This is a genomic window from Pseudomonas sp. EA_65y_Pfl2_P74 (genome assembly GCF_963970575.1).
In the GTDB taxonomy this organism is placed as follows: Bacteria; Pseudomonadota; Gammaproteobacteria; order Pseudomonadales; family Pseudomonadaceae; genus Aquipseudomonas; species Aquipseudomonas baetica_A.
Genome location: NZ_CAXAOQ010000019.1, coordinates 72,017 through 94,709 on the forward strand (window position 1 = coordinate 72,017; position 22,693 = coordinate 94,709).

Annotated in this window: 23 protein-coding genes; 6 read left to right on the forward strand and 17 right to left on the reverse strand. The window is 58.7% G+C overall.

Features of this window, described 5'->3' with window-relative positions:
- Positions 1 to 110: 110 nt before the first annotated feature.
- The 5 genes from AACY18_RS16665 to AACY18_RS16685 are packed head-to-tail and all read right to left on the reverse strand — an operon-like array spanning position 111 to position 4,019.
- A complete protein-coding gene (locus AACY18_RS16665) occupies positions 111 to 746 on the reverse strand; it encodes an SCO family protein (protein WP_339432379.1) in 636 nt (211 codons plus the stop codon).
- Complete coding sequence (gene cyoE / locus AACY18_RS16670) at positions 743 to 1,642, reverse strand: heme o synthase (protein ID WP_339465418.1); 900 nt, start codon at positions 1,640 to 1,642, stop codon at positions 743 to 745. The genes AACY18_RS16665 and cyoE overlap by 4 nt, the downstream gene beginning before the upstream one ends.
- Entirely contained in the window at positions 1,630 to 2,709 is a 1,080-nt protein-coding gene (locus tag AACY18_RS16675; protein ID WP_339432381.1) for a COX15/CtaA family protein, read from the reverse strand. The genes cyoE and AACY18_RS16675 overlap by 13 nt, the downstream gene beginning before the upstream one ends.
- Before the next feature lie 10 nt (positions 2,710 to 2,719).
- Positions 2,720 to 3,313 carry a hypothetical protein gene (locus tag AACY18_RS16680; protein WP_339465419.1) on the reverse strand — a complete coding sequence of 198 codons (594 nt, stop codon included), beginning with the start codon at positions 3,311 to 3,313 and terminating at the stop codon, positions 2,720 to 2,722.
- A complete protein-coding gene (locus tag AACY18_RS16685; RefSeq protein ID WP_339465420.1) occupies positions 3,279 to 4,019 on the reverse strand; it encodes an SURF1 family protein in 741 nt (246 codons plus the stop codon). Before AACY18_RS16685 ends, AACY18_RS16680 begins: the two co-directional genes overlap by 35 nt.
- A gap of 70 nt (positions 4,020 to 4,089) precedes the next feature.
- On the opposite strand from AACY18_RS16685, the gene AACY18_RS16690 reads away from it, so the two are divergent.
- A complete protein-coding gene (locus tag AACY18_RS16690; protein WP_007911731.1) occupies positions 4,090 to 4,293 on the forward strand; it encodes a twin transmembrane helix small protein in 204 nt (67 codons plus the stop codon).
- Between the two features lie 9 nt (positions 4,294 to 4,302).
- Here AACY18_RS16690 and AACY18_RS16695 read toward each other — a convergent pair whose 3' ends face one another.
- The 4 genes from AACY18_RS16695 to coxB form a co-directional block, all read right to left on the reverse strand.
- The gene (locus AACY18_RS16695) at positions 4,303 to 5,190 is read right to left on the reverse strand and encodes a cytochrome c oxidase subunit 3 (RefSeq protein ID WP_339432384.1); all 888 of its coding nucleotides are present in this window, start codon (positions 5,188 to 5,190) and stop codon (positions 4,303 to 4,305) included.
- A 25-nt stretch (positions 5,191 to 5,215) separates the two neighbouring features.
- Entirely contained in the window at positions 5,216 to 5,767 is a 552-nt protein-coding gene (locus tag AACY18_RS16700) for a cytochrome c oxidase assembly protein (RefSeq protein ID WP_339432385.1), read from the reverse strand.
- A gap of 63 nt (positions 5,768 to 5,830) precedes the next feature.
- Positions 5,831 to 7,417: a cytochrome c oxidase subunit I gene (gene ctaD, locus AACY18_RS16705; RefSeq protein ID WP_339432386.1), complete on the reverse strand. Its 1,587-nt coding sequence runs from the start codon at positions 7,415 to 7,417 to the stop codon at positions 5,831 to 5,833.
- A gap of 82 nt (positions 7,418 to 7,499) precedes the next feature.
- A complete protein-coding gene (gene coxB / locus AACY18_RS16710; protein WP_221732288.1) occupies positions 7,500 to 8,627 on the reverse strand; it encodes a cytochrome c oxidase subunit II in 1,128 nt (375 codons plus the stop codon).
- A 370-nt stretch (positions 8,628 to 8,997) separates the two neighbouring features.
- Between coxB and AACY18_RS16715 the strand changes: the two genes are divergently transcribed.
- Complete coding sequence (locus AACY18_RS16715) at positions 8,998 to 9,648, forward strand: hypothetical protein (RefSeq protein WP_339465421.1); 651 nt, start codon at positions 8,998 to 9,000, stop codon at positions 9,646 to 9,648.
- Between the two features lie 138 nt (positions 9,649 to 9,786).
- Here AACY18_RS16715 and AACY18_RS16720 read toward each other — a convergent pair whose 3' ends face one another.
- Together AACY18_RS16720 and AACY18_RS16725 are read right to left on the reverse strand one after the other, a co-directional pair.
- Positions 9,787 to 11,313 carry a SulP family inorganic anion transporter gene (locus AACY18_RS16720; RefSeq protein ID WP_339465422.1) on the reverse strand — a complete coding sequence of 509 codons (1,527 nt, stop codon included), beginning with the start codon at positions 11,311 to 11,313 and terminating at the stop codon, positions 9,787 to 9,789.
- A 90-nt stretch (positions 11,314 to 11,403) separates the two neighbouring features.
- On the reverse strand, positions 11,404 to 12,132 hold the full coding sequence (locus AACY18_RS16725) for a carbonic anhydrase (RefSeq protein ID WP_221732291.1): 729 nt from the start codon (positions 12,130 to 12,132) through the stop codon (positions 11,404 to 11,406).
- 429 nt (positions 12,133 to 12,561) lie between these two features.
- Here AACY18_RS16725 and AACY18_RS16730 point away from each other — a divergent pair, with 429 nt between their 5' ends.
- Entirely contained in the window at positions 12,562 to 12,954 is a 393-nt protein-coding gene (locus tag AACY18_RS16730; protein ID WP_339465423.1) for a hypothetical protein, read from the forward strand.
- 64 nt (positions 12,955 to 13,018) lie between these two features.
- On the opposite strand, the gene AACY18_RS16735 is transcribed toward AACY18_RS16730, so the two are convergent.
- Positions 13,019 to 14,077: a PA0069 family radical SAM protein gene (locus tag AACY18_RS16735; RefSeq protein WP_339465424.1), complete on the reverse strand. Its 1,059-nt coding sequence runs from the start codon at positions 14,075 to 14,077 to the stop codon at positions 13,019 to 13,021.
- A gap of 218 nt (positions 14,078 to 14,295) precedes the next feature.
- Here AACY18_RS16735 and AACY18_RS16740 point away from each other — a divergent pair, with 218 nt between their 5' ends.
- The gene (locus AACY18_RS16740) at positions 14,296 to 14,598 is read left to right on the forward strand and encodes a hypothetical protein (RefSeq protein ID WP_339465425.1); all 303 of its coding nucleotides are present in this window, start codon (positions 14,296 to 14,298) and stop codon (positions 14,596 to 14,598) included.
- A 105-nt stretch (positions 14,599 to 14,703) separates the two neighbouring features.
- Here the strand turns inward: AACY18_RS16740 and AACY18_RS16745 are convergent, their stop codons facing one another.
- Positions 14,704 to 15,273 (reverse strand): hypothetical protein, encoded by a 570-nt coding sequence (locus tag AACY18_RS16745; protein WP_339465426.1) that lies wholly within the window; start codon positions 15,271 to 15,273, stop codon positions 14,704 to 14,706.
- Positions 15,274 to 15,536: 263 nt separating this feature from the next.
- Between AACY18_RS16745 and AACY18_RS16750 the strand changes: the two genes are divergently transcribed.
- Positions 15,537 to 15,812, forward strand: coding sequence for a hypothetical protein (locus AACY18_RS16750; protein ID WP_221732296.1), 276 nt, complete (start codon positions 15,537 to 15,539; stop codon positions 15,810 to 15,812).
- A gap of 56 nt (positions 15,813 to 15,868) precedes the next feature.
- Here the strand turns inward: AACY18_RS16750 and AACY18_RS16755 are convergent, their stop codons facing one another.
- The 3 genes from AACY18_RS16755 to AACY18_RS16765 are packed head-to-tail and all read right to left on the reverse strand — an operon-like array spanning position 15,869 to position 19,704.
- Entirely contained in the window at positions 15,869 to 17,167 is a 1,299-nt protein-coding gene (locus AACY18_RS16755) for a c-type cytochrome (protein ID WP_339465427.1), read from the reverse strand.
- Positions 17,168 to 17,179: 12 nt separating this feature from the next.
- Positions 17,180 to 18,964 carry a GMC family oxidoreductase gene (locus AACY18_RS16760; protein WP_339432395.1) on the reverse strand — a complete coding sequence of 595 codons (1,785 nt, stop codon included), beginning with the start codon at positions 18,962 to 18,964 and terminating at the stop codon, positions 17,180 to 17,182.
- Positions 18,965 to 18,966: 2 nt separating this feature from the next.
- Positions 18,967 to 19,704: a gluconate 2-dehydrogenase subunit 3 family protein gene (locus tag AACY18_RS16765; protein ID WP_339465428.1), complete on the reverse strand. Its 738-nt coding sequence runs from the start codon at positions 19,702 to 19,704 to the stop codon at positions 18,967 to 18,969.
- 292 nt (positions 19,705 to 19,996) lie between these two features.
- Here AACY18_RS16765 and AACY18_RS16770 point away from each other — a divergent pair, with 292 nt between their 5' ends.
- Positions 19,997 to 20,641, forward strand: coding sequence for a phosphatase domain-containing protein (locus tag AACY18_RS16770; protein ID WP_339432397.1), 645 nt, complete (start codon positions 19,997 to 19,999; stop codon positions 20,639 to 20,641).
- Positions 20,642 to 20,650: 9 nt separating this feature from the next.
- Here AACY18_RS16770 and AACY18_RS16775 read toward each other — a convergent pair whose 3' ends face one another.
- The gene (locus AACY18_RS16775) at positions 20,651 to 22,681 is read right to left on the reverse strand and encodes a M3 family metallopeptidase (protein WP_339465430.1); all 2,031 of its coding nucleotides are present in this window, start codon (positions 22,679 to 22,681) and stop codon (positions 20,651 to 20,653) included.
- Between the last annotated feature and the right edge of the window lie 12 nt (positions 22,682 to 22,693).

Genomic DNA, 22,693 nt, shown 5'->3' on the forward strand with positions numbered 1-22,693 from the left:
CCCTGTGGAAGCGGGCTTGCTCGCGAAAGCGGTGTGTCAGTCAGTAGAGAGCTTGGCTGGACTGACGCCTTCGCGAGCACGCCCGCTCCCACCAGGGAACCGTGGTGTCTTTACTTGCGGTTAAGCATCACTGGCAACTGCGCGACAAGCTTGGCGTTGTTCAACGGTGCCCGAATAAACCCGCGCTGTGTCCCGTCCGGCCCGATCACCGCCAGGTTGCCGCTGTGATCAACCGTGTAATTGGGCTTGCTGGTATCGGCCGGGATAAACGGAATGCTCACCGCGTTGGCGACTTTCTGCAGCTCCTCGATCGAGTTCGGCGTCAGGCCGATGAACTGTGGATCGAAGTAGCCCAGGTACTGCTTCAACTGCTTCGGGTTATCGCGATTCGGGTCGACGCTGACCAGCACGATCTGCAACTTATCCACAGCCTCTTTGGGCAACTCGCTCTTGATCTGCCGCAGTTGGGCGAGGGTGGTCGGGCAGATGTCCGGGCAGAAGGTGTAGCCGAAGAACAACAGGCTCCACTTGCCTTTGAGCTCATTGATCGCGACCGGTTTGCCGTCCTGATCGGTCATCGTCACGTCCGGCAGGGTGCGGCTCTGCGGCAGCAGGATGATGCCGGCGTCGATCAGCGCGGTGGGGTCGCCCTGGCCCTTGCCGCTCAGCACTTTGTTAACGGTAAGTCCCAGGATCAGCGCGATCACGGCGACGAGGATGAAGACGGTTTTCTGGGTTCGAGTCATAGGTTCAACAGTAAGTAGTGGTCTACGAGCAGGGCGATGAACAACAGGAACAAGTAATAAATAGAGTACTTGAAGGTGTTGATCGCCGCGTGCGGCCGAGTGCCACGGTACAGCACCACGGCCCATTGCAGAAACCTTGCACCCAGGCCGAGGGCGCAGATCAGGTACAACACGCCGCTCATGTGGATCACATACGGCAGCAGGCTCACCGCGAGCAGGGCGAAGGTGTACAGCAGAATGTGCACCTTGGTGTAGTGCTCGCCGTGGGTGACCGGCAGCATCGGTATATCGGCCTTGGCGTATTCCTCTTTGCGGTGGATCGCCAGTGCCCAGAAGTGCGGCGGGGTCCAGGCGAAGATGATCAGCACCAGCAGTAACGGTTCGGCGCTGACATGGCCGGTGGCAGCGGTCCAGCCGAGCAGCGGTGGCGCGGCGCCGGCGAGGCCGCCGATGACGATGTTCTGCGGCGTCGCGCGTTTGAGAAAACCGGTGTAGATCACCGCGTAACCGAGCAACGAGGCCAGCGTCAGCCACGCCGTCAGCGCATTGGTAAAGGTCAGGAGAATCGCCTGACCAAGTAAGGCCAGCACCAGTGCAAAGGTCAACGCCGCTACTGGCGAGACGCGACCTTCAGCCAATGGCCGTTTGTGCGTGCGCGCCATCACTGCATCGATACGCCGATCCACCACATGATTGACCGCCGCCGCGCCACCGGCACACAGCGCAATACCCAGATTGCCAAACACCAGCACCGTCCACGGCACCCCGGCGCGGGTCGCGAGGAACATGCCGACCAGCGAGGTGATCAGCATCAACACCACGACTTTTGGTTTGGTCAGTTCCAGATAATCACGCCAGATCGCCTGAGTGGGACGTTCGCCAATCAGAATCGCCATGGCGTTTCTCCTTTTAGGGTGATGGGCGCAGCGCAGTGTTTACGTGGGCTCAGGCGCCAGCGCGCAAGCACCGGCTGCTTGACCCGGACCAGACTGGTGCGCGCGTGATAATTGACCAGCACCAAAGTCAGCAACAGCGCTGCGCCGCCGGCGTTGTGCGCCACGGCCACCGGCAGTGGCAGATGGAACATCACGTTGCTGATGCCAAGCGTGATTTGTGCGCCGAGGGCGATCAGCACCAGCCCGGCCAGCCGCGTCATGCCGACCACTTTCAGTTGCCAGGCCAGGCCGAGCAGCACCAGCGTCACCAGCAGCGCGCCGATGCGATGAGTCAGGTGAATCGCCGTGCGCGCATCGCTGTCGAGTTGTCCGCCCAGGTAATTGGGGCCGATGTGTTGAGTCAGGTGAAAACCGTTGGCGAAGTCGGCGGGCGGCAGCCATTGGCCGTGGCAGGTCGGGAAGTCGATGCAGGCGACTGCCGCATAGTTGGAGCTGACCCAGCCACCGAGCGCGATCTGGCCGATCACCAGCAACAATCCGGCAGTCGCCCAATATTGCAGACGTTTGGGCACGGTCAGCGCCGGTAGCACGCCGGACAATCTCAGGGTCAGCAAAAACAACAGACTCAGCGTCGCAAAGCCGCCGAGCAAATGCCCGGTGACCACTTGCGGCCAGAGCTTGAGCGTCACCGTCCACATGCCGAACGCCGCTTGCGCGAACACCACCGCCAGGAGAAACAGTGGCAGCTTCAACGGTTGTCCCGGATGACGACGGTTGACCCACGCACGCCCGGCCAGAATCGAAATGAGCAGGCCAAGGGTGCCGGCGAAGTAGCGGTGGATCATCTCGTTCCAGCCCTTGTGCGCCTCCACTGGCGAGTCGGGGTAATGCAGTTCGGCATGGGCCAGTTGGGCTTCGCTTTTCGGCACGCTGATAAACCCGTAGCAGCCCGGCCAGTCCGGACAGCCGAGGCCGGCGTGGGTCAGGCGGGTGTAGGCGCCAAGCAGCACGACAATCAGTGCCAGCAGGGTGGCAAACAGCGCGAGGCGAAATCCAGGTTTGGCCATGACGATGCCCTTATCCGATGTTCGACAGTTTCAGCAGGTGGCGCAGGTCGTTGAGCAGGTCCTTGCCCTTCACCTTCGGGTCGTAACGCAGCACAAGGTTGCCGTGGGGGTCGATGATCCACAGTTGCGGCGTGACCTTGTCGCCCGTCGTTTTGCTGAACACGGCGGCGTCCAGCCGATAGCGCTGCAATTGCGGGTATTCGCGGCTGAGTTTGGCTTGATAGTCGGTGCTCAGCGGTTGCGCGGCGGCGAGGGCGTGGCTGGCACGGCCGGCATCGCGGCCCAGGCCGATCTGGATTTGTCGCGCCAGGTACACCAGTTGCTGGCAATCCACCGCGCAATCTTTCGGCGCGGTCACCAGCATCTGCCAGCGCTCTTCATCGGCCTGCACGCCAAGGTCGGCGCGGGTCTGGCCGTTGCCGATCAGTTCGCCGTGATAGCTGCGACCTTCCGGCACCCAGAACTGCAATTTGTACATGCCGGTGGCGAGGATCATCGGGCCGACCACGCCGAGCACAATCAGCAGCAGTTGAAGGCGTCCGCGACGACGGCTGGCGGCAGGTTTCGCCTCAGACATGCTGGGTGGATTCATGGCCGTTCCCATGGTGTTTCTCCTTTGCGTTGTGCCAGCCGAGGTAGACATAGAGACCGAGCAGGGCGGTGGCCATGGCGAACCACTGCACGGCGTAACCGAGGTGTTTTTCCGGGCCCATGGCAACCACCGGCCAGTCGGCCTCGTAGCTGGCCGGGCCGGGCTCGGCGCGTAATTCATAAGCGAAGCCGTCGCGCTCGAGGGTTTTCCACAGCCTGGCCGGCTCGACGGCGGTGATGGTTTGCGGCCAGGTATTGCTGACCGGGTCGGCGTGCAGCTGGAAGGTTGCGCCGGGGGCGACGTAGACCCAGGCGTCGATGTTCAGCGCCTGGGTAGGCGTGGTGAATTGCGGCGGTACGCGTCGGTCCGGCCACGGCAGCCAGCCGCGATTGACCAGCAGCCACAATCCCGTGCGCTGATCCTGAAACGGTTGCAGCAACTCGACGCCGACCTTGCCGTTGCGCTGGCGGTTGTCGAGCAGCAGGCTGTGGGCGGTATCGAACTGGCCATAAAGGTGTACGCGGCGATAGGCCGGGTCGGCGCTGTGCAGCAACTCGCCGCTGGCCATAGGATCAGCGGCACGACGTTCGGCATAACTGGCGAGCAGGGCGGTTTTCGCTGCGCCACGGCCCAGTTGCCAGAAGCCCAGCGACACCAGCAACGGCAGCAACAACGCCACCACCACCGTCGGTATGACGCCCGGACGGAAGCGCATCATGGCCGCGCCACAAAGTCAGTCGTCGTGATCGCTATACTCAAACACATCGCCTGTCCCCCGGAGTCTTCCCATGCTCAAAACAGCCATCGTCCTGATGCTGATTGCCACGGTGATCAGCCTGTTCAGCGGCCTGTTTTTCCTGGTCAAGGACGACAGCAGTTCCAATCGCCTGGTCATCGCCTTGAGTGTTCGGGTGGCGTTGGCCGCTGCCACCGTCGGCTTGATCGCCTGGGGCTTTTACAGCGGCCAACTGGTGTCGCATGCGCCTTGGTAGTGCTGATTCTCAGAGCACGTAAACGAAAACGAACAAGCCGATCCACACCACGTCGACGAAGTGCCAATACCAGCTCGCCGCTTCGAAGCCGAACTGGTGCTCGTTGTCGAAGTGGCCCTTCATGATCCGCATCAGCATCACAAACAGAATGATCGTGCCGATGGTCACGTGGGCGCCGTGAAAACCGGTGAGCATGAAGAACGTCGCGCCATAAATGCCCGAACCCAGTGTCAGGCCCAGTTCGTGGTAGGCGTGCATGTATTCCTCAGCCTGGAAGCCGAGGAACGCGCAGCCCAGCAGCACGGTGATCGCCAGCCAGATTTTCAGCGCGCCGCGATGGCCCTTCTTCAAGGCGTGGTGGGCGATGGTGATGGTCACGCTGGAGCTGACCAGCAGAATCGTGTTGATCAGCGGCAGGCCCCACGGGCTGATGACTTCCTTGGGTGGCGGGAACAGTTTCGGATCCGGGGTGTGCAGCAGCGGCCAGGTGAACTGGAAGTTCGGCCACAGCATATGGGCAATGCCTTTGGGGCCTTCACCGCCGAGCGCCGGGCCGGAGATGTGACGCACGTAAAACAGCGCACCAAAGAAGGCGGCGAAGAACATCACCTCGGAGAAAATGAACCAACTCATGCCCCAGCGGAACGAGCGATCGAGTTGCGAGCTGTAGAGCCCCGCACGGCTTTCCTTGATCACCACCCCGAACCAGCCGAACAGCATGTACGCCAGTAACAGTCCGCCGACGAAAAAGATGTACGGCCCGTGGGATTCCGGGCGTGCAGCCTTCAGATCGTTGAACCAGGTGGCCAGGCCATACATGGTGATGGCCATGCCGAACGTGGCGATGATCGGCCATTTGCTCTGGGCCGGGACGTAATAGTGCTCATGAGTTGCCATTTATTGTTCTCCTTATCGGGCACGCTTAACCGCCAGTGTGTACAGCCACCGGTGGATGTCGGGCGGTGATATCGAACAGCGTGTAGGACAGCGTCAGGTGCTTCACATCCTTGGGCATGTCGCGGTCAACAATGAAACGCACCGGCATCTCGATCTGTTCACCGGGCTGCAGCACCTGCTGGGTAAAACAAAAGCACTCGGTCTTGTGGAAATACGCCGCCGCGTTGCTCGGCGCGATGCTCGGCACGGCTTGCGCACTCATTGGTTTGTCGGTGGGGTTGCGGGCGATAAAGATCATCTCGTTGACCGCCCCGGGGTTGGCCGTCAGCTCGTCGTGCTTGGGGTAGAAGTCCCACGGCATGTCGACGTTGTTGGTCGACAAAAACTGCACGCGCACCTGCCGCGAAGTGTCGACGACCTGCTCGCCCTCATACTGCCCGGCGGTCTTGCCATTGATACCCAAGGCTTTGCACATCACGTCGTAGATCGGCACCAGGGCGAAACCGAAAACAAACATCGCCACCACCACGCCGAGCAGGCGGGTGACCAGTTTCTTCAACGAAATCGAGTCAGCCATGGTTCCAGCCCTCAACCGAGAACCCCTGTGGGAGCAAGCCCCCTCCCACAAAGGCAAGGCGTTTCATTTCACTTCCGGCGGCGTAGTAAAGGTGTGATACGGCGCCGGTGATGGCACGCTCCACTCCAGGCCTTCGGCGCCATCCCATGGTTTGGCCGGTGCCGGCGGCCCGCCGCGAATGGTCTTGATCACGATGAACAGGAAGAAGATCTGCGTGGCGCCGAACATGAACGCGCCGATCGAGGAGACCATGTTGAAGTCGGCGAACTGCAGGTTGTAGTCCGGAATCCGCCGCGGCATTCCCGCAAGGCCGACAAAGTGCATCGGGAAGAAGGTCAGGTTCATGCCGACGAATGACAGCCAGAAGTGCAGCTTGCCGAGGGTTTCGTCGTACATGTGGCCGGTCCATTTCGGCAGCCAGTAGTACGTGGAGGCGAAGATCCCGAAAATCGCACCCGGCACCAGCACGTAGTGGAAATGCGCCACCACGAAGTAGGTGTCCTGATACTGGAAGTCCGCCGGGGCGATGGCCAGCATCAGCCCGGAGAACCCGCCGATCGAGAACAGGATCACGAACGCCACGGCAAACAGCATCGGCGTCTCGAAGGTCAGCGAGCCTTGCCACATGGTGCTCGCCCAGTTGAACACCTTGACCCCGGTCGGCACGGCGATCAGTAGTGTGGCGTACATGAAGAACAGCTCGCCGACCAGCGGAATGCCGACCACGAACATGTGGTGCGCCCAGACAATGAACGACAGGAACGCGATGCTCGCCGTCGCGTAGACCATCGAGGTGTAGCCGAACAGCGGTTTGCGCGAGAAGGTCGGGATGATCGAGCTGACGGCACCGAAGGCAGGCAGGATCATGATGTACACCTCGGGGTGGCCGAAGAACCAGAACACATGCTGGAACAAGACCGGGTCACCGCCACCGGCGGCGCTGAAGAAACTGGTGCCGAAGTGAATGTCCATCAGCATCATCGTCACGCACCCGGCCAGCACCGGCATCACCGCGATCAGCAGGAACGCGGTGATCAGCCAGGTCCAGACGAACAGCGGCATTTTCATCAACGTCATGCCGGGGGCGCGCAGGTTGAGGATGGTCGCGATCACGTTGATCGCGCCCATGATCGAACTGATCCCCATCAAATGGATGGCGAAGATGAAAAACGTCACGCTTTCCGGCGCGTAGGTGGTCGACAGCGGCGCATAGAACGTCCAGCCAAAGTTCGGCCCGCCACCGGGGGTGAACAGGGTCGACACCAGGATCAGGAACGCTGCCGGCAGCAGCCAGAAACTGAAGTTGTTCATCCGTGGCAGGGCCATGTCCGGCGCGCCGATCATCAACGGGATCATCCAGTTGGCGAGGCCGACGAACGCCGGCATCACCGCCCCGAAAACCATCACCAGACCGTGCATGGTGGTCATCTGGTTGAAGAACGCCGGTTCGACGATCTGCAATCCGGGCTGGAACAGCTCGGCGCGGATCACCATGGCGAACGAGCCGCCCAGCAAGAACATGGAAAACGCGAACCACAGGTACAGCGTGCCGATGTCCTTGTGGTTGGTGGTCAGCACCCAGCGCATCAGGCCTTTGGCGGGGCCGTGGGCGTGGTCGGCATGACCGTGGTCGTCGATGACAGCGCTCATGGCCGGTCTCCTTTACTTGAGTGGACGGGGCTGGCCGGGGCGCGCTGCCCCGGCCGGTTCACGAAGTACGCGATAGACCGGCTCATTTGCTTTGCGCCTGTTTCAGCTCCAGCACTTCTTTTGGCGTGACCATGTCGCCCTTGTTGTTGCCCCAGGCGTTACGTTCGTAAGTCACGACCGCTGCGATATCGACTTCCGACAGTTGCTTGCCGAACGCCGCCATGGCGGTGCCGGGTTTGCCGTGGAAGACAATGCTCAGGTGACCTTCTTTCGGCCCTGTGGCGATTTTCGAGCCTTTGAGCGCCGGGAACATCGGCGGCAGGCCCTGGCCTTCGGCCTGGTGACAGGCTACGCAGGTGGTGTGATAGACCTTGTCGCCGCGCTCCTTGAGCTCGTCGAGGGTCCATTCCTTGCTGGTCAGCTCTTTGAGCTGCGCGGCCTCGGCCTTACGCTCGGCGAGCCACTTGTCGTAGTCGGCCTTTTCCTTGACCTCGACCACGATCGGCATGAAGCCGTGATCCTTGCCGCACAATTCGGCGCACTGGCCACGGTAAATGCCGGGCTTGTCGATGCGCGTCCAGGCTTCGTTGACGAACCCAGGGATTGCATCGCGCTTGACTGCGAAGGCCGGCACCCACCATGAGTGGATGACGTCGGCTGAGGTTACGAGGAAGCGCACCTTGGCCCCGGTTGGCAGCACCAACGGCTTGTCGACCTCAAGCAGGTAGTGCTCGCCCTTGGCTTCCTTGTTATGGATCTGCTCGGCGGGGGTGGCCAGGTTGCTGAAGAACTCAACGTCCTGGCCCAGGTATTTGTAGTGCCACTTCCACTGATACCCGGTGATCTGGATATCGATATCCGGCTCACTGGTGTCGTACATCTTGATCAGGGTGGCGGTCGCCGGCACGGCCATCGCCACCAGAATCAGGAACGGCACGATGGTCCAGAGAATCTCGACGGTGGTGCTTTCGTGGAATTTTGCGGCGACCTGCCCGGTAGAACGGCGGTGCACCATCATCGACCAGAACATGGCGCCGAAGACGATGACCCCGATCACCACACAGATCCAGAAGATGGTCATGTGCAGGTCGAATACTGCGTGACTGATCTCAGTCGCTCCAGGCGCCATATTCACAGTCCAGGCCGCATTAGCCTGGCTGAAAATCGACCACAACAGGAGGCCCATCCAGACGTGTGGATGTCGCATCATTGCGGGTTCCCCTTATCGTTCTTGTTATCCCGTAGGCGCAACGCCTGCGGCAAGGGAGCGGCTGCATCAGACTACGAACTTGAATCGCCGGGCCTTGCTGCGTGGGCAGTCGGGCGTCATCAGCTAACTCCATTCAATGGCGAGTATAGACAGCGACTGGAAATTGCAATGTGAGGACGTAAATGAACTGAAACAGCCGGGACTTGCGTTCGAGGGCACGAATGGAGAAGGATGCAGACGAGTGGTGGCAAACGGATATAACGCGGGTGCATCAAGGATGAAATAATTATGACAAATGCGTCTTAGCATTTTTCGTAAGCCAGCTAACTTATGTCTTCCCTATTTCATTGCCTTGTTTCCTGGAGTTTTCATGAACACCGCCGCATTGCGCGAGCAGATCCAAACAGCCCAACAACATGAGAAAGACACCGGCCTGCTGACTCGTCAGCTGGAAAGCAAGCTGCCTCATTTACATCCGGCGATCCAATTGCCGGAAGCCGACGCCCAAGGCGTACTGACGCGTTTTGTCGCCGCCTACATCGAAGAAGTGCCAGACCTGCTGGATGCAGCCAATGAAGTCGCCAGGGAAGCGGGAATCGAATCGCAGATCAAACCGGTGCTGAAAATCGCCGAGCAGTATTTCCTCCAGCCGCCGGCCATCATCGCCGGGCACGTTGGCCTGGACAGCCTGCTGGACGAAGCCTATCTGGCGCACCGTTTTGTCGAAGAGGTCAACGACCTCTACATCAAGCATTTCGGCCAGCCACTGATCCCCCTGGACATGACGGTCGCCAACCTGATTGCTCACCAATTGATCGGTGAGGAATTTGCCAACCAACTGGACGAAGCTGTGCATCACGCCATCGACGAGATGCTCGACGAAGAGAGTTTTGCGCTGGAGTCGGTAGAGGCCTACCGCGAAAAACTCAGCAGCCCGGACACCGGCGCCGCGTGGAAACGCTGGCCGTGCATGGGCCGCCGACTGGGCGTGGGCCTGGAACTGGATCAACCGGCTGCCTGATTTAAAGGCGTGCGCAAATGCCAATGTGGGAGGGGGCTTGCTCCCGAAGGCGGTGTGTCAGTCACTAACAATGTCGACTGATCCACCGCTTTCGGGAGCAAGCCCCCTCCCACAGGGTTTGTGTTCAGGCGGGAAGATTTAGCCGGCCGTGCCGATCCCGGTGGTAGTACGAATCCGCCCCTCTAGCCTGCGCTTCAACCCACGCGACTCAATCAACAGTTTCGACCCCTTCGCCGCATTCGCCCGACCCCACTCCTCCAGCAACTCCAGACACGAATGGTCGATGTAGCTCAGGTTATTGAGCGGCACATGCACCGTCGTGCCCGTTGGAATCGTGTTCAGCACCTGCGTCAGCGCCGGCACCTTGAGGAACGTCGCCGCGCCGAGCAGGCGCAACTCCATCTCGCCTTGTTGCGGCAGATCGATCAGGCTGATTTTCAGTCGTGAAGCCTTGAACGCCAGTTTCAGCAAGGTCAGACCGAAACCGATCAGTACGCCGGTCAGCAGATCCGTGAAGATGATCGCCAGCGCCGTCGCGGCGTAGGTGAACATCGGCATCCGGCCATAACGGCTCAGACCACGGAAGACTTTCAGGTCCACCAGTTTGAAACCGGTATACACCAGCACACCCGCCAGACTCGCCACCGGAATGCTTTGCAGCACGCTCGATAACAACAGCACGAACGCCAGCAACCACAGGCCATGGAAAATCGTTGAGTAACGCGTGGTCGCACCGGCCTGAACGTTGGCCGAACTGCGCACGATCACCCCGGTCATCGGCAGCGCACCGACAAGACCGCAGAGCATGTTGCCCACACCCTGCGCCGACAGTTCTCGGTCGAAGTCCGAGCGTACGCCGCTGTGCATCCGATCGACCGCGGCCGCCGACAACAGGGTTTCGGCGCTGGCGATAAACGCTACGGCAAGCGCAGCGATCAGCAGCGTCGGATCCGCCAGACTGAGCAGATCCGCAGGTTTCAGCCAGTCGATGGCTTGCGCCAGGTTCGCCGGCACTTCAACCCGTTTCACCTGCAAGGCGAGCATCAGGCTGGCGCCCGTAGTCAGACCGACCCCCAGCAATGCGCCGGGAATGAAGCGCAGCGAATGCGGGCGCAATTTCTCCCACAGCCACATCACGGCAATGGTCGACAGCCCGAGCAGTCCGGCCTGCCAGCCGAATGACGGCAAGGCTTGCGCCACCGCACCGGGGAAAGCCGTGAGGTTATCCAGCCCGGAGGGCTTTGGTGAGGCGTCGAGCATCACATGGATTTGTGAGAGCACGATCAATACGCCGATCCCTGCGAGCATGCCGTACACCACCGCTGGCGCCGTGACGCGAAACCAGCAACCGAGCTTCAAGCGCCCGGCCACCCATTGCAGGAAACCTGCCAGCAACAGAATCGGCCCGAGCATCTCGATGCCGTGCTGTCGTACCAGTTCGAATACCAGCACCGCCAAACCCGCTGCCGGTCCGCTGACCTGCAGAGGGGAACCGGCCAGCCAACCCACCACCAGACCACCGATGATCCCAGTGATCAGCCCTTTGGCCGGTGGCAATCCCGACGCAATCGCAATACCCATGCACAGCGGCAGGGCGACCAGAAACACAACCACTGAAGCGAGCAACTCCCGTGGCAATACCGCTTTCAATTGAGCCGCACGCATGGCGATTCTCCCGAAGTTTTCTTCAGGCATGGCTTCGCCGAACCGCTGAAACAGCGGCCGGCGTCAAACCACACAGATTTTTAGGAAGATTTAGAAGCGCGCTTTGGGCGTCGCCACCGGAATCGGATGGCTGCCGTCGAGCGGCAGGAATCGACTCTGATCCGCGTCGTAAGCTTTGATTTCGCTGGTTTCGATGTTGTAGACCCAGCCATGGATGAACAGATGACCGTTCGCCATGCGTGAGGCTACCGAAGGATGGGTACGCAAGTGCTGCAATTGGGCGATGACGTTTTCCTCGGTGAGGATCGGCATGCTTTCTTTTTCGTCGGCGCAGTGACAGTTGTCGTGCACCATGGTTTTCGCGACTTCAGCGTGGCGCAGCCAGGCTTTGACCGTCGGCATTTTTTCCAGGCTGTCCGGGTTGAGCACCGCACGCATGGCGCCACAATCGGAGTGCCCGCAGATGATGATGTGCTGCACGCCCAGCGCCAGCACCGCGTATTCGATGGCGGTGGAAACGCCGCCGTTCATCTGGCCATAAGGTGGAACAACGTTGCCGACGTTACGCGTCACGAACAGATCGCCGGGTGAACTCTGAGTGATCAGCTCGGGGACGATGCGCGAATCGGCGCAGGTAATGAACATCGCCCGTGGCGATTGGGCCGTGGCGAGTTTCTTGAAGAGTTCTTCCTGCTGCGGGAAGACCTCATGATGAAAATGCAAAAAGCCGTCAACGATCTGTCGCAGCGCTGCATCGGCGGATTGCGCCTCAGGGGCTTGCGCCGACGCAGCCAACGGCTGTTTATCCTTGTCACTCATGATTCATCCTCTTTGGCGGATTCTGGGAGTCATTCCCGTGTATTCCGGTGTGAAGCCAGTGGCTGTTTAAAACATCCGGGTTATCCCGACCCGTCAGTCACTCGATGAACAAGGTAGCCGTCGAAACTTAATTCAAACTGAATCAAACGCTCTAGAACGTGTGTTCCAGGTCACAAAAAACGTGACTGAGGCAGTTCGACGGAAGGGTTCCAACCGCTCAACCATAGGTCAATTGTCGCTAAATCTAGGAAATCTGGCGACCCGGCGGACAGAAGGCTGTGCAATTTTTATCGGGCCTTGAGGTGGGTGAGTCCTCCCTTGCCGTGACAAGTCGTGGCGGCGTCGCTGGCGCTCAGCAATTGAGGGCAGAGCAGTGGGCCGAGCCAGTCCCTGGGTTAACCATACGAAACCTGATGAAACAGATGTTGAATGGCGTTGAAGATGATGGCCCGTATGATCCGAAGTGCCGAGACGTTCAATAAGGCAAATAAATTAAAAAAGGGATTTTTTATGACATCTGTTTTGCGTCCAAATAGTATCAAAGGTATTTTTCTAGAAAAGATGGAAATTTCGCTGCCTCGCAAAGAGATCATGGTGATCATGAACTTTGCAACTAAACAAAAACAACAGGATCCAGAAACAAAACTTATAACCGAAAAGTTGGTTGACATTAAACAGATTGCTGCAATATCACGCGATAACGGCAAAAATTTTGAGGTCGGGCCATACGGCGATATGGACGGTGACGGTGATATTGACCGTCATGACCGGGCGAAGTTGATCGCGTTGGCGAAGGCTTACAGTGGCATCGTCATTGCGTAAATAAAGACAAGGCCTGTATGAGTTCTCATACAGGCCTCGTTATATCCATGCATTGGCCCGTTTGCTAAATCAATGACATCTGCCGTCCTGGCGGACAGAAGGCTGTGCAATCGAGGTTGTAGCCCTCGCGGTGATTGAGTCCAAGACGCTTGATGGCTTTGGCGAAACGTTGCGCGAGCAGATCGGCAAACGGCCCTTCGCCCCGCATCCGTGCGCCGAAACGGCTGTCGTAGAGCTCGCCGCCACGGCTCTGGCGAATCAGGCTCAGCACATGCGCCGCCCTTTGCGGGTAATGCGCGTTCAGCCATTCTTCGAACAGCGGCGCCACTTCCAGCGGCAGGCGCAGCATCATGTACGCAGCACTTTGCGCGCCGGCGGCGTGGGCCTCGGTGAGCAGGCTCTCGATCTCGCTGTCGTTGATCATCGCAATCATTGGCGAACACAGCACGCCCACCGGAATTCCTGCTTCGCGCATCACCCGGATTGCCCTCAGCCGTGCCTTGGGCGCTGCGGCGCGGGGTTCGAGGATGCGCTTGAGCTCATCGTCCAGCGTCGTGAGGCTGATCATCACCGCCACCAGCCGTTGCTGCGCCAGTTCGGTCAGTAGATCGAGATCACGCAGGATCAGCGAGCCTTTGGTGACGATGGTCACCGGGTGTCGATAGCGCAAAAGCACTTCGAGGATCTGACGAGTGATCTTGTATTCGCGTTCGATTGGCTGATACGGATCGGTGTTGGAACCGAGATTGATCGGCGCGCATTGATAGCCTTTTTTCCCGAGTTGTTCTTCCAGTACCTGTGCGGCATTGGTCTTGGCGATCAGCTTCGTTTCAAAATCCAGACCCGGCGACATATCCCAATAGGCGTGGCTGGGTCGCGCGTAGCAATAGATGCAGCCGTGCTCGCAGCCACGATAGGGATTGATCGAACGATCAAAGGGCAAATCCGGCGACGTGTTACGAGTGATGATGGTCTTCGCGGTTTCGATCATCACCTCGGTGCCCTGCGTCTCGGGCACTTCCTGATACCAGCCGTCGTCCTCGGCCACCGAGCGGTTCGGCGCGAAACGGTTGTGCGGGTTGGTGGCGGTGCCGCGACCGCAGGGAGGGAGATGGCTGATCATTGAAGAATCTCGGGTCTGTATATGCATACAGTATCCGGTAATGCCCATCGTGATCCAGTACCGTTCAGCCATGCAGCTTGCTGATAGGTTTCTTAAATAGCCATAACTATGGAAAGCCGGCGATACATATGTTCCGTTGTATATGAAAATTATCAAATATAGTCTTGTTCAACTTTCAGGTACTGATGCCTGATTTTTAAACTAAAAGGACTTTATGTATGTCGTACCTCAATCAACGTGGTGTTTTTCTACAAATGATGCTGCCGGGTCCATCGGAACCCAATACCATTGTTTCCATGCAACTTGCCCGCAAGGAACTGGGTTGGAATGCCGAGGAGCAACTATCGACCGAGGCGTTGGTCGATTCCATTTACGTGGTGGCGGTATCCGCTGATCGCGGCAAGTCCTTCACCATCCGCACGGACAAGAAAGATGTCGACGGCGACGGTGACATTGAAGGCGATGACAAAGCCAAGTTGATGGCGCTGGCCAAGGCTTATGCAAGTATCGTTAATCCGTAAGGCGCACGGCGATAAATGCAAGAAAACCCTGCATGATTCACGCATGCAGGGTTTTTTGTCGGACAGTGTTTCGTCGACACCGTAGCAACCATGTCAGCGCTTATTTCAAATTTTAAAATCTCTCATTGACGCAAAGGAGACCGCGATTTTTCTGAAAATAAACTCATCGTCCAGATCAATATCGCCATCACCGTCTGCGTCCGTCGATCCTGACACTTTCTTATACATACCCTTGTCATAACCTGTGACGGTCACGACTGAATCCGGGCGAGTCAAATCGGAGTTCGCGACATTAAACAAACCAATGTTGACGTCGCCAAGTTTGCTCCCTGAGGCGTTGTCTCCAAATGAGATAAGTATGCATCGGTAAAGACGACCCGCACCGACGGTACTCAAACCGACCAAAGCAGAGGCGAGGTCGCTTGCCAGGGCATAATAGGATTCGTCATCCTCATCAATGTCACCGTCACCGTCACCGTCACCGTCACCGTCGCCCTCGACGTCGTCGACTCCGGTGACCGTGTCAAATTTTCCGTTGGCGGTATTGGCGTACGCCGTGACCACAACGTCGGGCATTGAATTAACTGCATCTCCATTGTTGTACCGGGAAATTACCGCTTCTGCCTTTCCGTCCCCATCCGTGTCTTTGAACTCATATAGCAATGAATAGCTCATGTCTTTGTGCTCCATACCAGGGCGATATTAAGGACAATTGCGTCTGCGTCCCTTTGCACCCTAAGTAACGTAAAGAAGAGTGTCTACTGTCAGAGTTGACAGGTGTCAGTATTTACAGTGGTTATTGTTCAGGCCAGACGACTGTATGGGTATACATCCTGTCAAGTCTGACAGTAGACCCGATTTCTCCCCAACTTTAATGTCCAGAAGCCTAGGCACGATTGTCGGTTGTACGGGCGAAATCAACTGAAAGGACTTGATCAATGGCTATCAGGATATTGCTGGAAATTGCGGATATGGACCGAGACGGAAATCCTGAGGTCGCGTTTTATCACTATGATGAAGACGCGACCGAAATGATGGACTACGACTACTCGCTCTTCGCCTCTTCATCGGAAGGCAATGGTCGTTATGACCTGATTTCCGAAGACGCCGTTGACGCCGATGGCGATGGTGACGTCGATAAATACGACAAAAAACTTTACCTGCAGTTAGCCGATGCCTTTGCGCAATTCAAGGGCTTTCAGTCCACGCGTTGAATTGCCCGCTGACACAGCAAAAACACCCATGCCATGTCAGCGGTATTCAAGCCTCGTTACTGCGCAGTAACTTGCCCCAGGTCATCCCCGGAAGTGGTCTGCGTATCGTTCTTGCGCAGGCTCGCGACATCGGCAGCGTTCACCGGCGCGCCCTTGTTACCCCAACTGCCGCGAATGAAGCTCACCACATCCGCCACTTCCTGATCCGACAACCGCCAGGCGAAGCCGGGCATGGTGAAGGTCGAAGGCGCGGTGTGCGTTGCCGGCAATGTCCCGCCCTTGAGCACGATGTGGATCAATGAGGTTGGATCTTCCGATTGCAGCACTGGATTACCTGCCAGCGCCGGGAATACCCGCGTATAGCCGTGGCCGTCGGTGCGGTGGCATGCCGCGCAGTTGTCGATGTAAACCGACGCGCCGCGCTGGCTGTCGTCACCGTTCCATAGGGCCTTGGCGGCTTTTTCATCGTACGAGTGCGGTTGATCGTTCGGATCAGTCGCTGGCAACGACTTCAGGTAGCGAGCAATTGCAGTCAGGTCGGCGTCGGTCATGTATTGCATGCTGTGGGTGACCACATCGCTCATGCCGCCGAACACTGCGCTGCGGTCACTGCGGCCGGTCTTGAGGAACTGCACCAGTTGCTCTTCGCTCCAACTGCCGAGGCCGTCCTTGTGATCGCCGCGCAGGCTCTTGGCGATCCAGCCTTCCAGTGGCGCGCTGCCGGCCAGGAACGTGCTGCCATCGGCCGCGCTCAGGGATTTTTCCTGCAGGGTCAGGGCACGCGGCGTGTGGCAGGCGCCGCAATGGCCCAGGCCTTCCACCAGGTACGCCCCACGGCTGATCACCGGATCATCCGATGTCGCTTTATAGCCCTCGACCTTCGGCGCAAACATCCAGCGCCAGCCCATCAGCGGCCAGCGCATGCTCAACGGCCATGGAATGTCGCTGGCCTTGTTCTGTTGCGCCACCGGTTCTACGCCCTGCATGAAATACGCGTATAGCGCTTTCATGTCGGTTTGGCTGACACGGGCGTAGGACGGATACGGCATCGCCGGGTACAACGTACTACCGTTTTTAGCGACACCATGACGTACGGCCTGATCAAAGTCCTCGAAGCTGTAATCACCGATGCCGGTTTTATCCGGAGTGATGTTGGTCGAATAGATCGTGCCGATCGGGGTTTCCATCGGCAGGCCACCAGCGAACGCCTTACCGTTTTTTGCAGTGTGGCAAGCCACACAGTCGCCGGCACGGGCGAGGTATTCGCCCATTTTGATCAAGGATTGATCAACTTCGGCGGCCTGCAAAGAGGCGCTGCCGAGCAGGGCCAAGGTCGCGATAACAAGATTTTTCATGGTCATCGCTCCTTACGCCTGAACCAGCGGGCCGGGGTTTTTCAGGTATTGCTCGCGGATCGCTTTTGCCGACCAGTAGGTCAACGCAGCCACCAGCCCGGTCGGGTTGTAGCCCAGGCCCTGCGGGAACGCTGAAGCGCCCGGCACGAAGACGTTATGCACGTCCCAGCTCTGCAAGTAGCGGTTCAGCGCGCTGGTCTTCGGATCGGTGCCCATGATCGCGCCACCGTTGAGGTGCGTGGTCTGGTAGGCCGCGGTGTTGAAGTGATCGCCAACGTTCTTGCCAATCACCGCAATGGCTTTCGGGCCCATCGCCTCGGCGACTTTGCCCATTTTCTCGACCATGAAGCGGTTCATTTTGATGTCGTTTTCCTGCCAGTCGAACGTCATCCGCAGCAGGGGCAAGCCGTAGGCATCGCGGTACACCGGGTCGAGATCGAGGTAGTTGCCTCTGTAGGATTGATGCGCGCCGTGAGCGTCCATCGACACCTGGTGGGTGTAGTAATCGGCGGTCGCGCGTTTCCAGGCACTGCCCCAGGCCGGAGTGCCCGGTGGGTTGGAGGTGCCGGCAATCGGTCGGCTGCCCGCCTGGTTGACCCACATTGGCGAACCGCCGACGAAGCCGTGCGGGCCGTGGTCGAAGTTGTCGGCGTTGAAGTCATCCAGCGCCACGCCGTTACCGCCGGCGCCGATGAAGTTGTTGGTGTGGGTGTCCTTGTCGAAGAACGCCTTGATGGTCGCCATGTTCTGGTAGGCGAAGTTACGCCCCACCACACCTTCGCCGCTGATGGGGTCGTAAGGTTTGCCAATCCCGGAAAGCAGCATCAGACGCACGTTGTGCAACTGGAAAGCACCGAGGATCACCAGGTCCGCCGGTTGCTCGATCTCGCGGCCCTGGCTGTCGACGTAAGTGACGCCGGTGGCTTTGGTTTTGCTGCTGTCGAGGTTGATCCGCAGCACATGGGCATTGGGTCGCAATTCGAAATTCGGCAGAGGCTTGAGCGCCGGCAGAATGTTCACGTTCGGCGAGGCCTTGGAATACATGTAGCAAACGTAACCGCTGCAGAACCCGCAGAAATTGCACGGGCCCATCTGCGCGCCGTAAGGATTGGTGTACGGGCCCGAGGTGTTGGCCGAAGGCAGGTTGTAGGGTTTGTAACCGACCTCCGTGGCCGCTTTGCCGAACAGCTGTGCGGACACGGTGTTTTTCTGTGCCTGCAGCGGGAACGGGTTGGAGCGATCCGGTGCGTAAGGGTTGCCCCCCTTGCCCTGACCGACCAATTGACCTTTCACGGTCCAGGCCTGGCCCGACGTGCCGAAAACCTTTTCGGCGAAATCGAAGAACGGCTCCAGTTCTTCATAGCTGACGCCGAAGTCCTGGATGGTCATGTCTTTGGGGATGAAGCTTTTGCCGTAACGCTCTTCGTAATGGCTGCGCATGCGCAACTCGATCGGGTCGACACGAAAGTGCACACCCGACCAGTGCAGCCCGGCGCCGCCGACGCCGTTGCCCGGGAGGAACGCGCCCAACTGGCGGTTGGGCAAGGCAATGTCGTTGACGCTATGGCGAATGGTCACGGTCTCTTTGGAAATGTCCTGGAAGAGTTTTTTCCGCACGCTGTAGGTCAGTTCGTCAATCACCTGTGGATAGTTGCCGTCGGGGTAGGTGTCTTGCATCGGCCCGCGCTCCAGCGCCAGCACGTTGAGCCCGGCCTCGGTCAGCTCTTTGGCCATGATCGCGCCCGTCCAGCCGAAACCGACGATCACGGCGTCGACCTTCTTCATTACCGTTGCCATTCTCACGCCCTCTCGCCGCGAATCGAAACTGCCGGAAAGGGGTATTGCTCGTTGCGTTCCACCCAATCCATGAAATCGGCGCGGGCGCCGGGGAAGCCGATCATGGTCCAGCCGACCATGCCTTTATTGCCGCCGTGGATCGGGTCGCAGAAGAATCCTTCCTTGGTGTTTTGCAGCAGCAGGTTGAAGAAAATCTTCGCGGGGACGGTATCGAATTGCGGTTTTCCGGCTTCGAGTTGTTTGAGTAAATCGTCTCGGGTAGCGCTGTCTTGGTCAGCAAATACTTTACCGTTGATGGATTTTGCCCACTGATCCGTGGCGGCGATGCCGAGGCGATAGATCTCTTTTGGCACGAGTTTGCTCTGCCAGCCCATCTCCGGCGCCGCGTCGGCGTTGAAGGGGCCTTGCATGTACCAAAGGGCGCCAGCGGCATACGGGGTGTTCATCTGACGATCAATGTATTGCGGCACGCCAGCTTCCAGCGCTCCCGGGCCTTGATCGTCGTTGGGGATCAGTTGCGCCACGGCGGCATGGATGAAGGCCCATTCTTGGGCGGTGAAATAGCTTGGCTGATAATCGTCGGCGTCAGCGCGAACCGGTTGCGTTGCGGGCGCAGGTTCAGGCGCGGCTTGCAGCACGCTGCTGCCCAGACCGGTACCGGCCAGGGTGACAACGGGAATCAGGGTCAGGGATTTGCGCAAAAACTCACGCCGCGGGTTGTCTCGATCTTCATCAGACATGTGGGGGGGCACCTCATCAGGCATTAAGGGTGGTCAGCCGTTTCTGCGAACGGCTTGAGGATTTTTCGTCGCGACGTGGCCGGGATGATCCGGAGAGCTGCAACATGATGTGACAAATGGTAGCAGCCTAAGCATTGAGATGAATCGTTTCAGTCGAAAAAAGCCGAAATGGCTGACCCGCTTTTCAGCGGATTGATGCCGATTCACATTTCTTTGACAGACGGCTCACGGGGCTTTGACCGGCAAACCTTGAAGCTTCAATTCTTCAAAAACCCGACACGGTCTACCCAGCATGTCTCGAGTGCGTTTTTTCCCCGCTTTGTGTTTGTCGCTTGTCGCCATGCTGCACCTGATCCCGGCCCAGGCGGCTGATACCGTGCCTTCCCGTCCCGAGGAGTGGGCGCAGCCGGTCGAGGTGCAATACAACCTGTTCCAGATGTCGCCGACCCTCTATCGCAGTGCATTGCCCGATAGCGGCGCGGTGCCGTTGTTGAAAAATCTCAAAGTGGCAACGGTGATCAACTTCTTGCCGGAGGCCGACAGTCGCTGGCTGTCCGAGCCAGGCATCAATCAAGTGCAGTTGTCCTATCGCACCAATCACGTTGATGACAGCGATGTGCTCAAGACTTTGCGCGCTATCCAGAGCGCCGAAGCCAAGGGCCCGGTGTTGATGCATTGCAAACACGGTTCTGACCGCACCGGCCTGATGGCAGCGATGTACCGCGTGGTGGTGCAAGGCTGGAGCAAAGAGGATGCCTTGAACGAGATGACCCAAGGTGGTTTCGGCGAAAGCGGCCATTTCAAGGATGGCATTCGCTACATGATGCAGGCCGATGTCGACAAGCTGCGCACTGCGCTGGCCAATGGTGATTGCAGCACCAGCGCGTTCGCCACCTGCTCGATGAAGAGCTGGTTTCAGACCGTCAATCTCAAGTGACCAGAGAATTCATTGAGGTGCGGCCGCAAAAAATTGCGTGTTGACCGGCTCGCCGAGAAACGCCTGCGCCGCGCTCAGCAACGAGCGCGAGTCGCCGGGGGAAAAGAACGCCTCGCGAAAATCCCGACCCGTTTGTGCGTCGAACACCCAGTCTCGCTGAAACCGCTTGAACACTTCGGTTGCCAGCACGCCAGACCATTTGTAGGCATAGACTGACGCCTCGTAACCGGTCACTAAATAGTCAAAGCCATAGGCGAAGCGGTGATAACCCGACATTCCTAGATGAGGCATTTCGCGTTGCACATCCTCGAACACTTGTTCGATGCTTCGGCCATCGCCATGAGTGTGGTGCAACTCCAGATCAAACAGCGCCGTCATCAGTAACATCGCGGTGGTCCGACTGGTGTGGGCGCCAATGGCGGCCAGCGCGGTGTTGACCCGCGCTTCTGTCAGGCGTTCGCCGCTCTGGTAATGCGCCGCCAGCCACACCAGAAACTCGGGTGACAGGCACCAGTGTTCAAACAACTGCCCGGCAAATTCGGCGGTATCACGCGCCAGTTGGGAAATCCCCGACAAGTTGCGATGGGGCGAGCGCGTCAGCACATGCTGCAGGCAATGGCCGAATTCGTGGAACAGCACCCGCAGGTTTTCATGGGAGAGCAGGCACGGGTGCTCGTCGGTGGCAGGGCTGAAATTGCAGTAGAGGCAAGCAATCGGCAGTGACGGCCGTCCCTCGGCATTGATTCGACGGGTGCGCAAGACGGAGGTGAAGGCGAAGTCGGCCGCGTCTTCGCGGTGATAGGGGTCAACATAGATATGCCCGATCACCTGCCCATGTTCACTGACCTCCAGTAGCCGTACGCTTTGATGCCAGTGGCTGGCGGTCGTCTGTTCGACGATGCTGATCCCGAACATGCGCTCGCTGAACAGACAAAGTCGGCGCAACGTGCCCTCCAGCGGGAAGTACTCACGCAAGCCTTTCAACGCACCGTTCAACTGCTGGAGGCGTAACTGCTCGGCGAGGAAGTCTTCATCCCACGCCTGGATATCCACAATCCCTTGGGTGTGCGCAAACGCTTTCAGGGCTTGGGCATCGCGCAGCAGGGCCGGCGTATTCAACGCCAGTTGCTGGCGCAAAAAAGCTTCAACCTGTGCAGCAGAGGTGGCCATGCGGTTTTCGAGACGCATCTGGACGAAATTCTCGAAGCCCAACAATTGGGCTTTCTCGTGACGCAATGCGATCAGCACCTTGAGTACCGGATCGTTATCGAGTTTTTTCGCCTGTGGGCCTAGATCCGACGCCCGGTTGATCCAGGCTGTGAAATAGGCCTCACGCAGCGCCCGGTTTTGCGCATGGGTCATGATTTGCCGGTAGGTGTTTTGCTCCAGCGTCAGCCGCCAGCCCACGTGTCCTGCCTCTTTGGCGTTGAGCGCCAGGCGCGCCTTCACTGCCGCAGACAAGCCTTCGAGCTGAGTGACATCGTCTATGCGTTGGCTCCACGCGGCGTTGGCCAGCTCCAGATGACTTCGAAAACGTTGCTCCGTTAGCCGGATCTCGCCATTCAAGCGGGCAAGTTTGCGCTGTTGTGCGAGCGGCAGTTCGATACCGGACAACCGGAATTTGCGCAGAATTTTCGCCAGAGACGCTTTGCGTTGATCGTCGAAACCGGTGGCGACCGAACTCTTCGCCAGCCGTTGATAACTGCGGTACAGCGCCAGGTCAGCGGTCTTGTCGGCTCTGTACTGAGCGGCAACGACGCTGCACAACGCGCTTTCCCTGAGCCAGTCCATATCGTTGGATTTGACCGTCGAAAGCGTGTCGATAACGGCCATGGCCTCAACCAGACGTGCATCGGTTTCGTCGATGGCCACGACCAGATCGTCCCAGCCCGGATGCTCAGCCTGGCTGGTGATCACCCTGGCAATGACCTGGCGGTTATCGGTCACGATCGCGTTGATGGCTGGCAGCAGATGTTCGGCGCGTATCGCCGACCACGGAGGCAGGGTCCAGTGTTGTAAAAGAGGGTTGGTGTGGAGCATGGCGTCTTCCTT

Coding starts and splice junctions, on each gene's coding strand:
- AACY18_RS16665 (WP_339432379.1), bottom strand. CDS start 746: ATGACTCGAACCCAGAAAACCGTCTTCATCCTCGTCGCCGTGATCGCG.
- AACY18_RS16695 (WP_339432384.1), bottom strand. CDS start 5,190: ATGGCAACTCATGAGCACTATTACGTCCCGGCCCAGAGCAAATGGCCG.
- AACY18_RS16680 (WP_339465419.1), bottom strand. CDS start 3,313: ATGGGAACGGCCATGAATCCACCCAGCATGTCTGAGGCGAAACCTGCC.
- AACY18_RS16770 (WP_339432397.1), top strand. CDS start 19,997: ATGTCTCGAGTGCGTTTTTTCCCCGCTTTGTGTTTGTCGCTTGTCGCC.
- AACY18_RS16730 (WP_339465423.1), top strand. CDS start 12,562: ATGGCGTTGAAGATGATGGCCCGTATGATCCGAAGTGCCGAGACGTTC.
- AACY18_RS16740 (WP_339465425.1), top strand. CDS start 14,296: ATGTCGTACCTCAATCAACGTGGTGTTTTTCTACAAATGATGCTGCCG.
- AACY18_RS16690 (WP_007911731.1), top strand. CDS start 4,090: ATGCTCAAAACAGCCATCGTCCTGATGCTGATTGCCACGGTGATCAGC.
- AACY18_RS16750 (WP_221732296.1), top strand. CDS start 15,537: ATGGCTATCAGGATATTGCTGGAAATTGCGGATATGGACCGAGACGGA.
- coxB (WP_221732288.1), bottom strand. CDS start 8,627: ATGATGCGACATCCACACGTCTGGATGGGCCTCCTGTTGTGGTCGATT.
- AACY18_RS16720 (WP_339465422.1), bottom strand. CDS start 11,313: ATGCGTGCGGCTCAATTGAAAGCGGTATTGCCACGGGAGTTGCTCGCT.
- AACY18_RS16775 (WP_339465430.1), bottom strand. CDS start 22,681: ATGCTCCACACCAACCCTCTTTTACAACACTGGACCCTGCCTCCGTGG.
- AACY18_RS16685 (WP_339465420.1), bottom strand. CDS start 4,019: ATGATGCGCTTCCGTCCGGGCGTCATACCGACGGTGGTGGTGGCGTTG.
- AACY18_RS16675 (WP_339432381.1), bottom strand. CDS start 2,709: ATGGCCAAACCTGGATTTCGCCTCGCGCTGTTTGCCACCCTGCTGGCA.
- AACY18_RS16755 (WP_339465427.1), bottom strand. CDS start 17,167: ATGAAAAATCTTGTTATCGCGACCTTGGCCCTGCTCGGCAGCGCCTCT.
- ctaD (WP_339432386.1), bottom strand. CDS start 7,417: ATGAGCGCTGTCATCGACGACCACGGTCATGCCGACCACGCCCACGGC.
- AACY18_RS16745 (WP_339465426.1), bottom strand. CDS start 15,273: ATGAGCTATTCATTGCTATATGAGTTCAAAGACACGGATGGGGACGGA.
- AACY18_RS16725 (WP_221732291.1), bottom strand. CDS start 12,132: ATGAGTGACAAGGATAAACAGCCGTTGGCTGCGTCGGCGCAAGCCCCT.
- AACY18_RS16700 (WP_339432385.1), bottom strand. CDS start 5,767: ATGGCTGACTCGATTTCGTTGAAGAAACTGGTCACCCGCCTGCTCGGC.
- cyoE (WP_339465418.1), bottom strand. CDS start 1,642: ATGGCGATTCTGATTGGCGAACGTCCCACTCAGGCGATCTGGCGTGAT.
- AACY18_RS16715 (WP_339465421.1), top strand. CDS start 8,998: ATGAACACCGCCGCATTGCGCGAGCAGATCCAAACAGCCCAACAACAT.
- AACY18_RS16735 (WP_339465424.1), bottom strand. CDS start 14,077: ATGATCAGCCATCTCCCTCCCTGCGGTCGCGGCACCGCCACCAACCCG.
- AACY18_RS16760 (WP_339432395.1), bottom strand. CDS start 18,964: ATGGCAACGGTAATGAAGAAGGTCGACGCCGTGATCGTCGGTTTCGGC.
- AACY18_RS16765 (WP_339465428.1), bottom strand. CDS start 19,704: ATGTCTGATGAAGATCGAGACAACCCGCGGCGTGAGTTTTTGCGCAAA.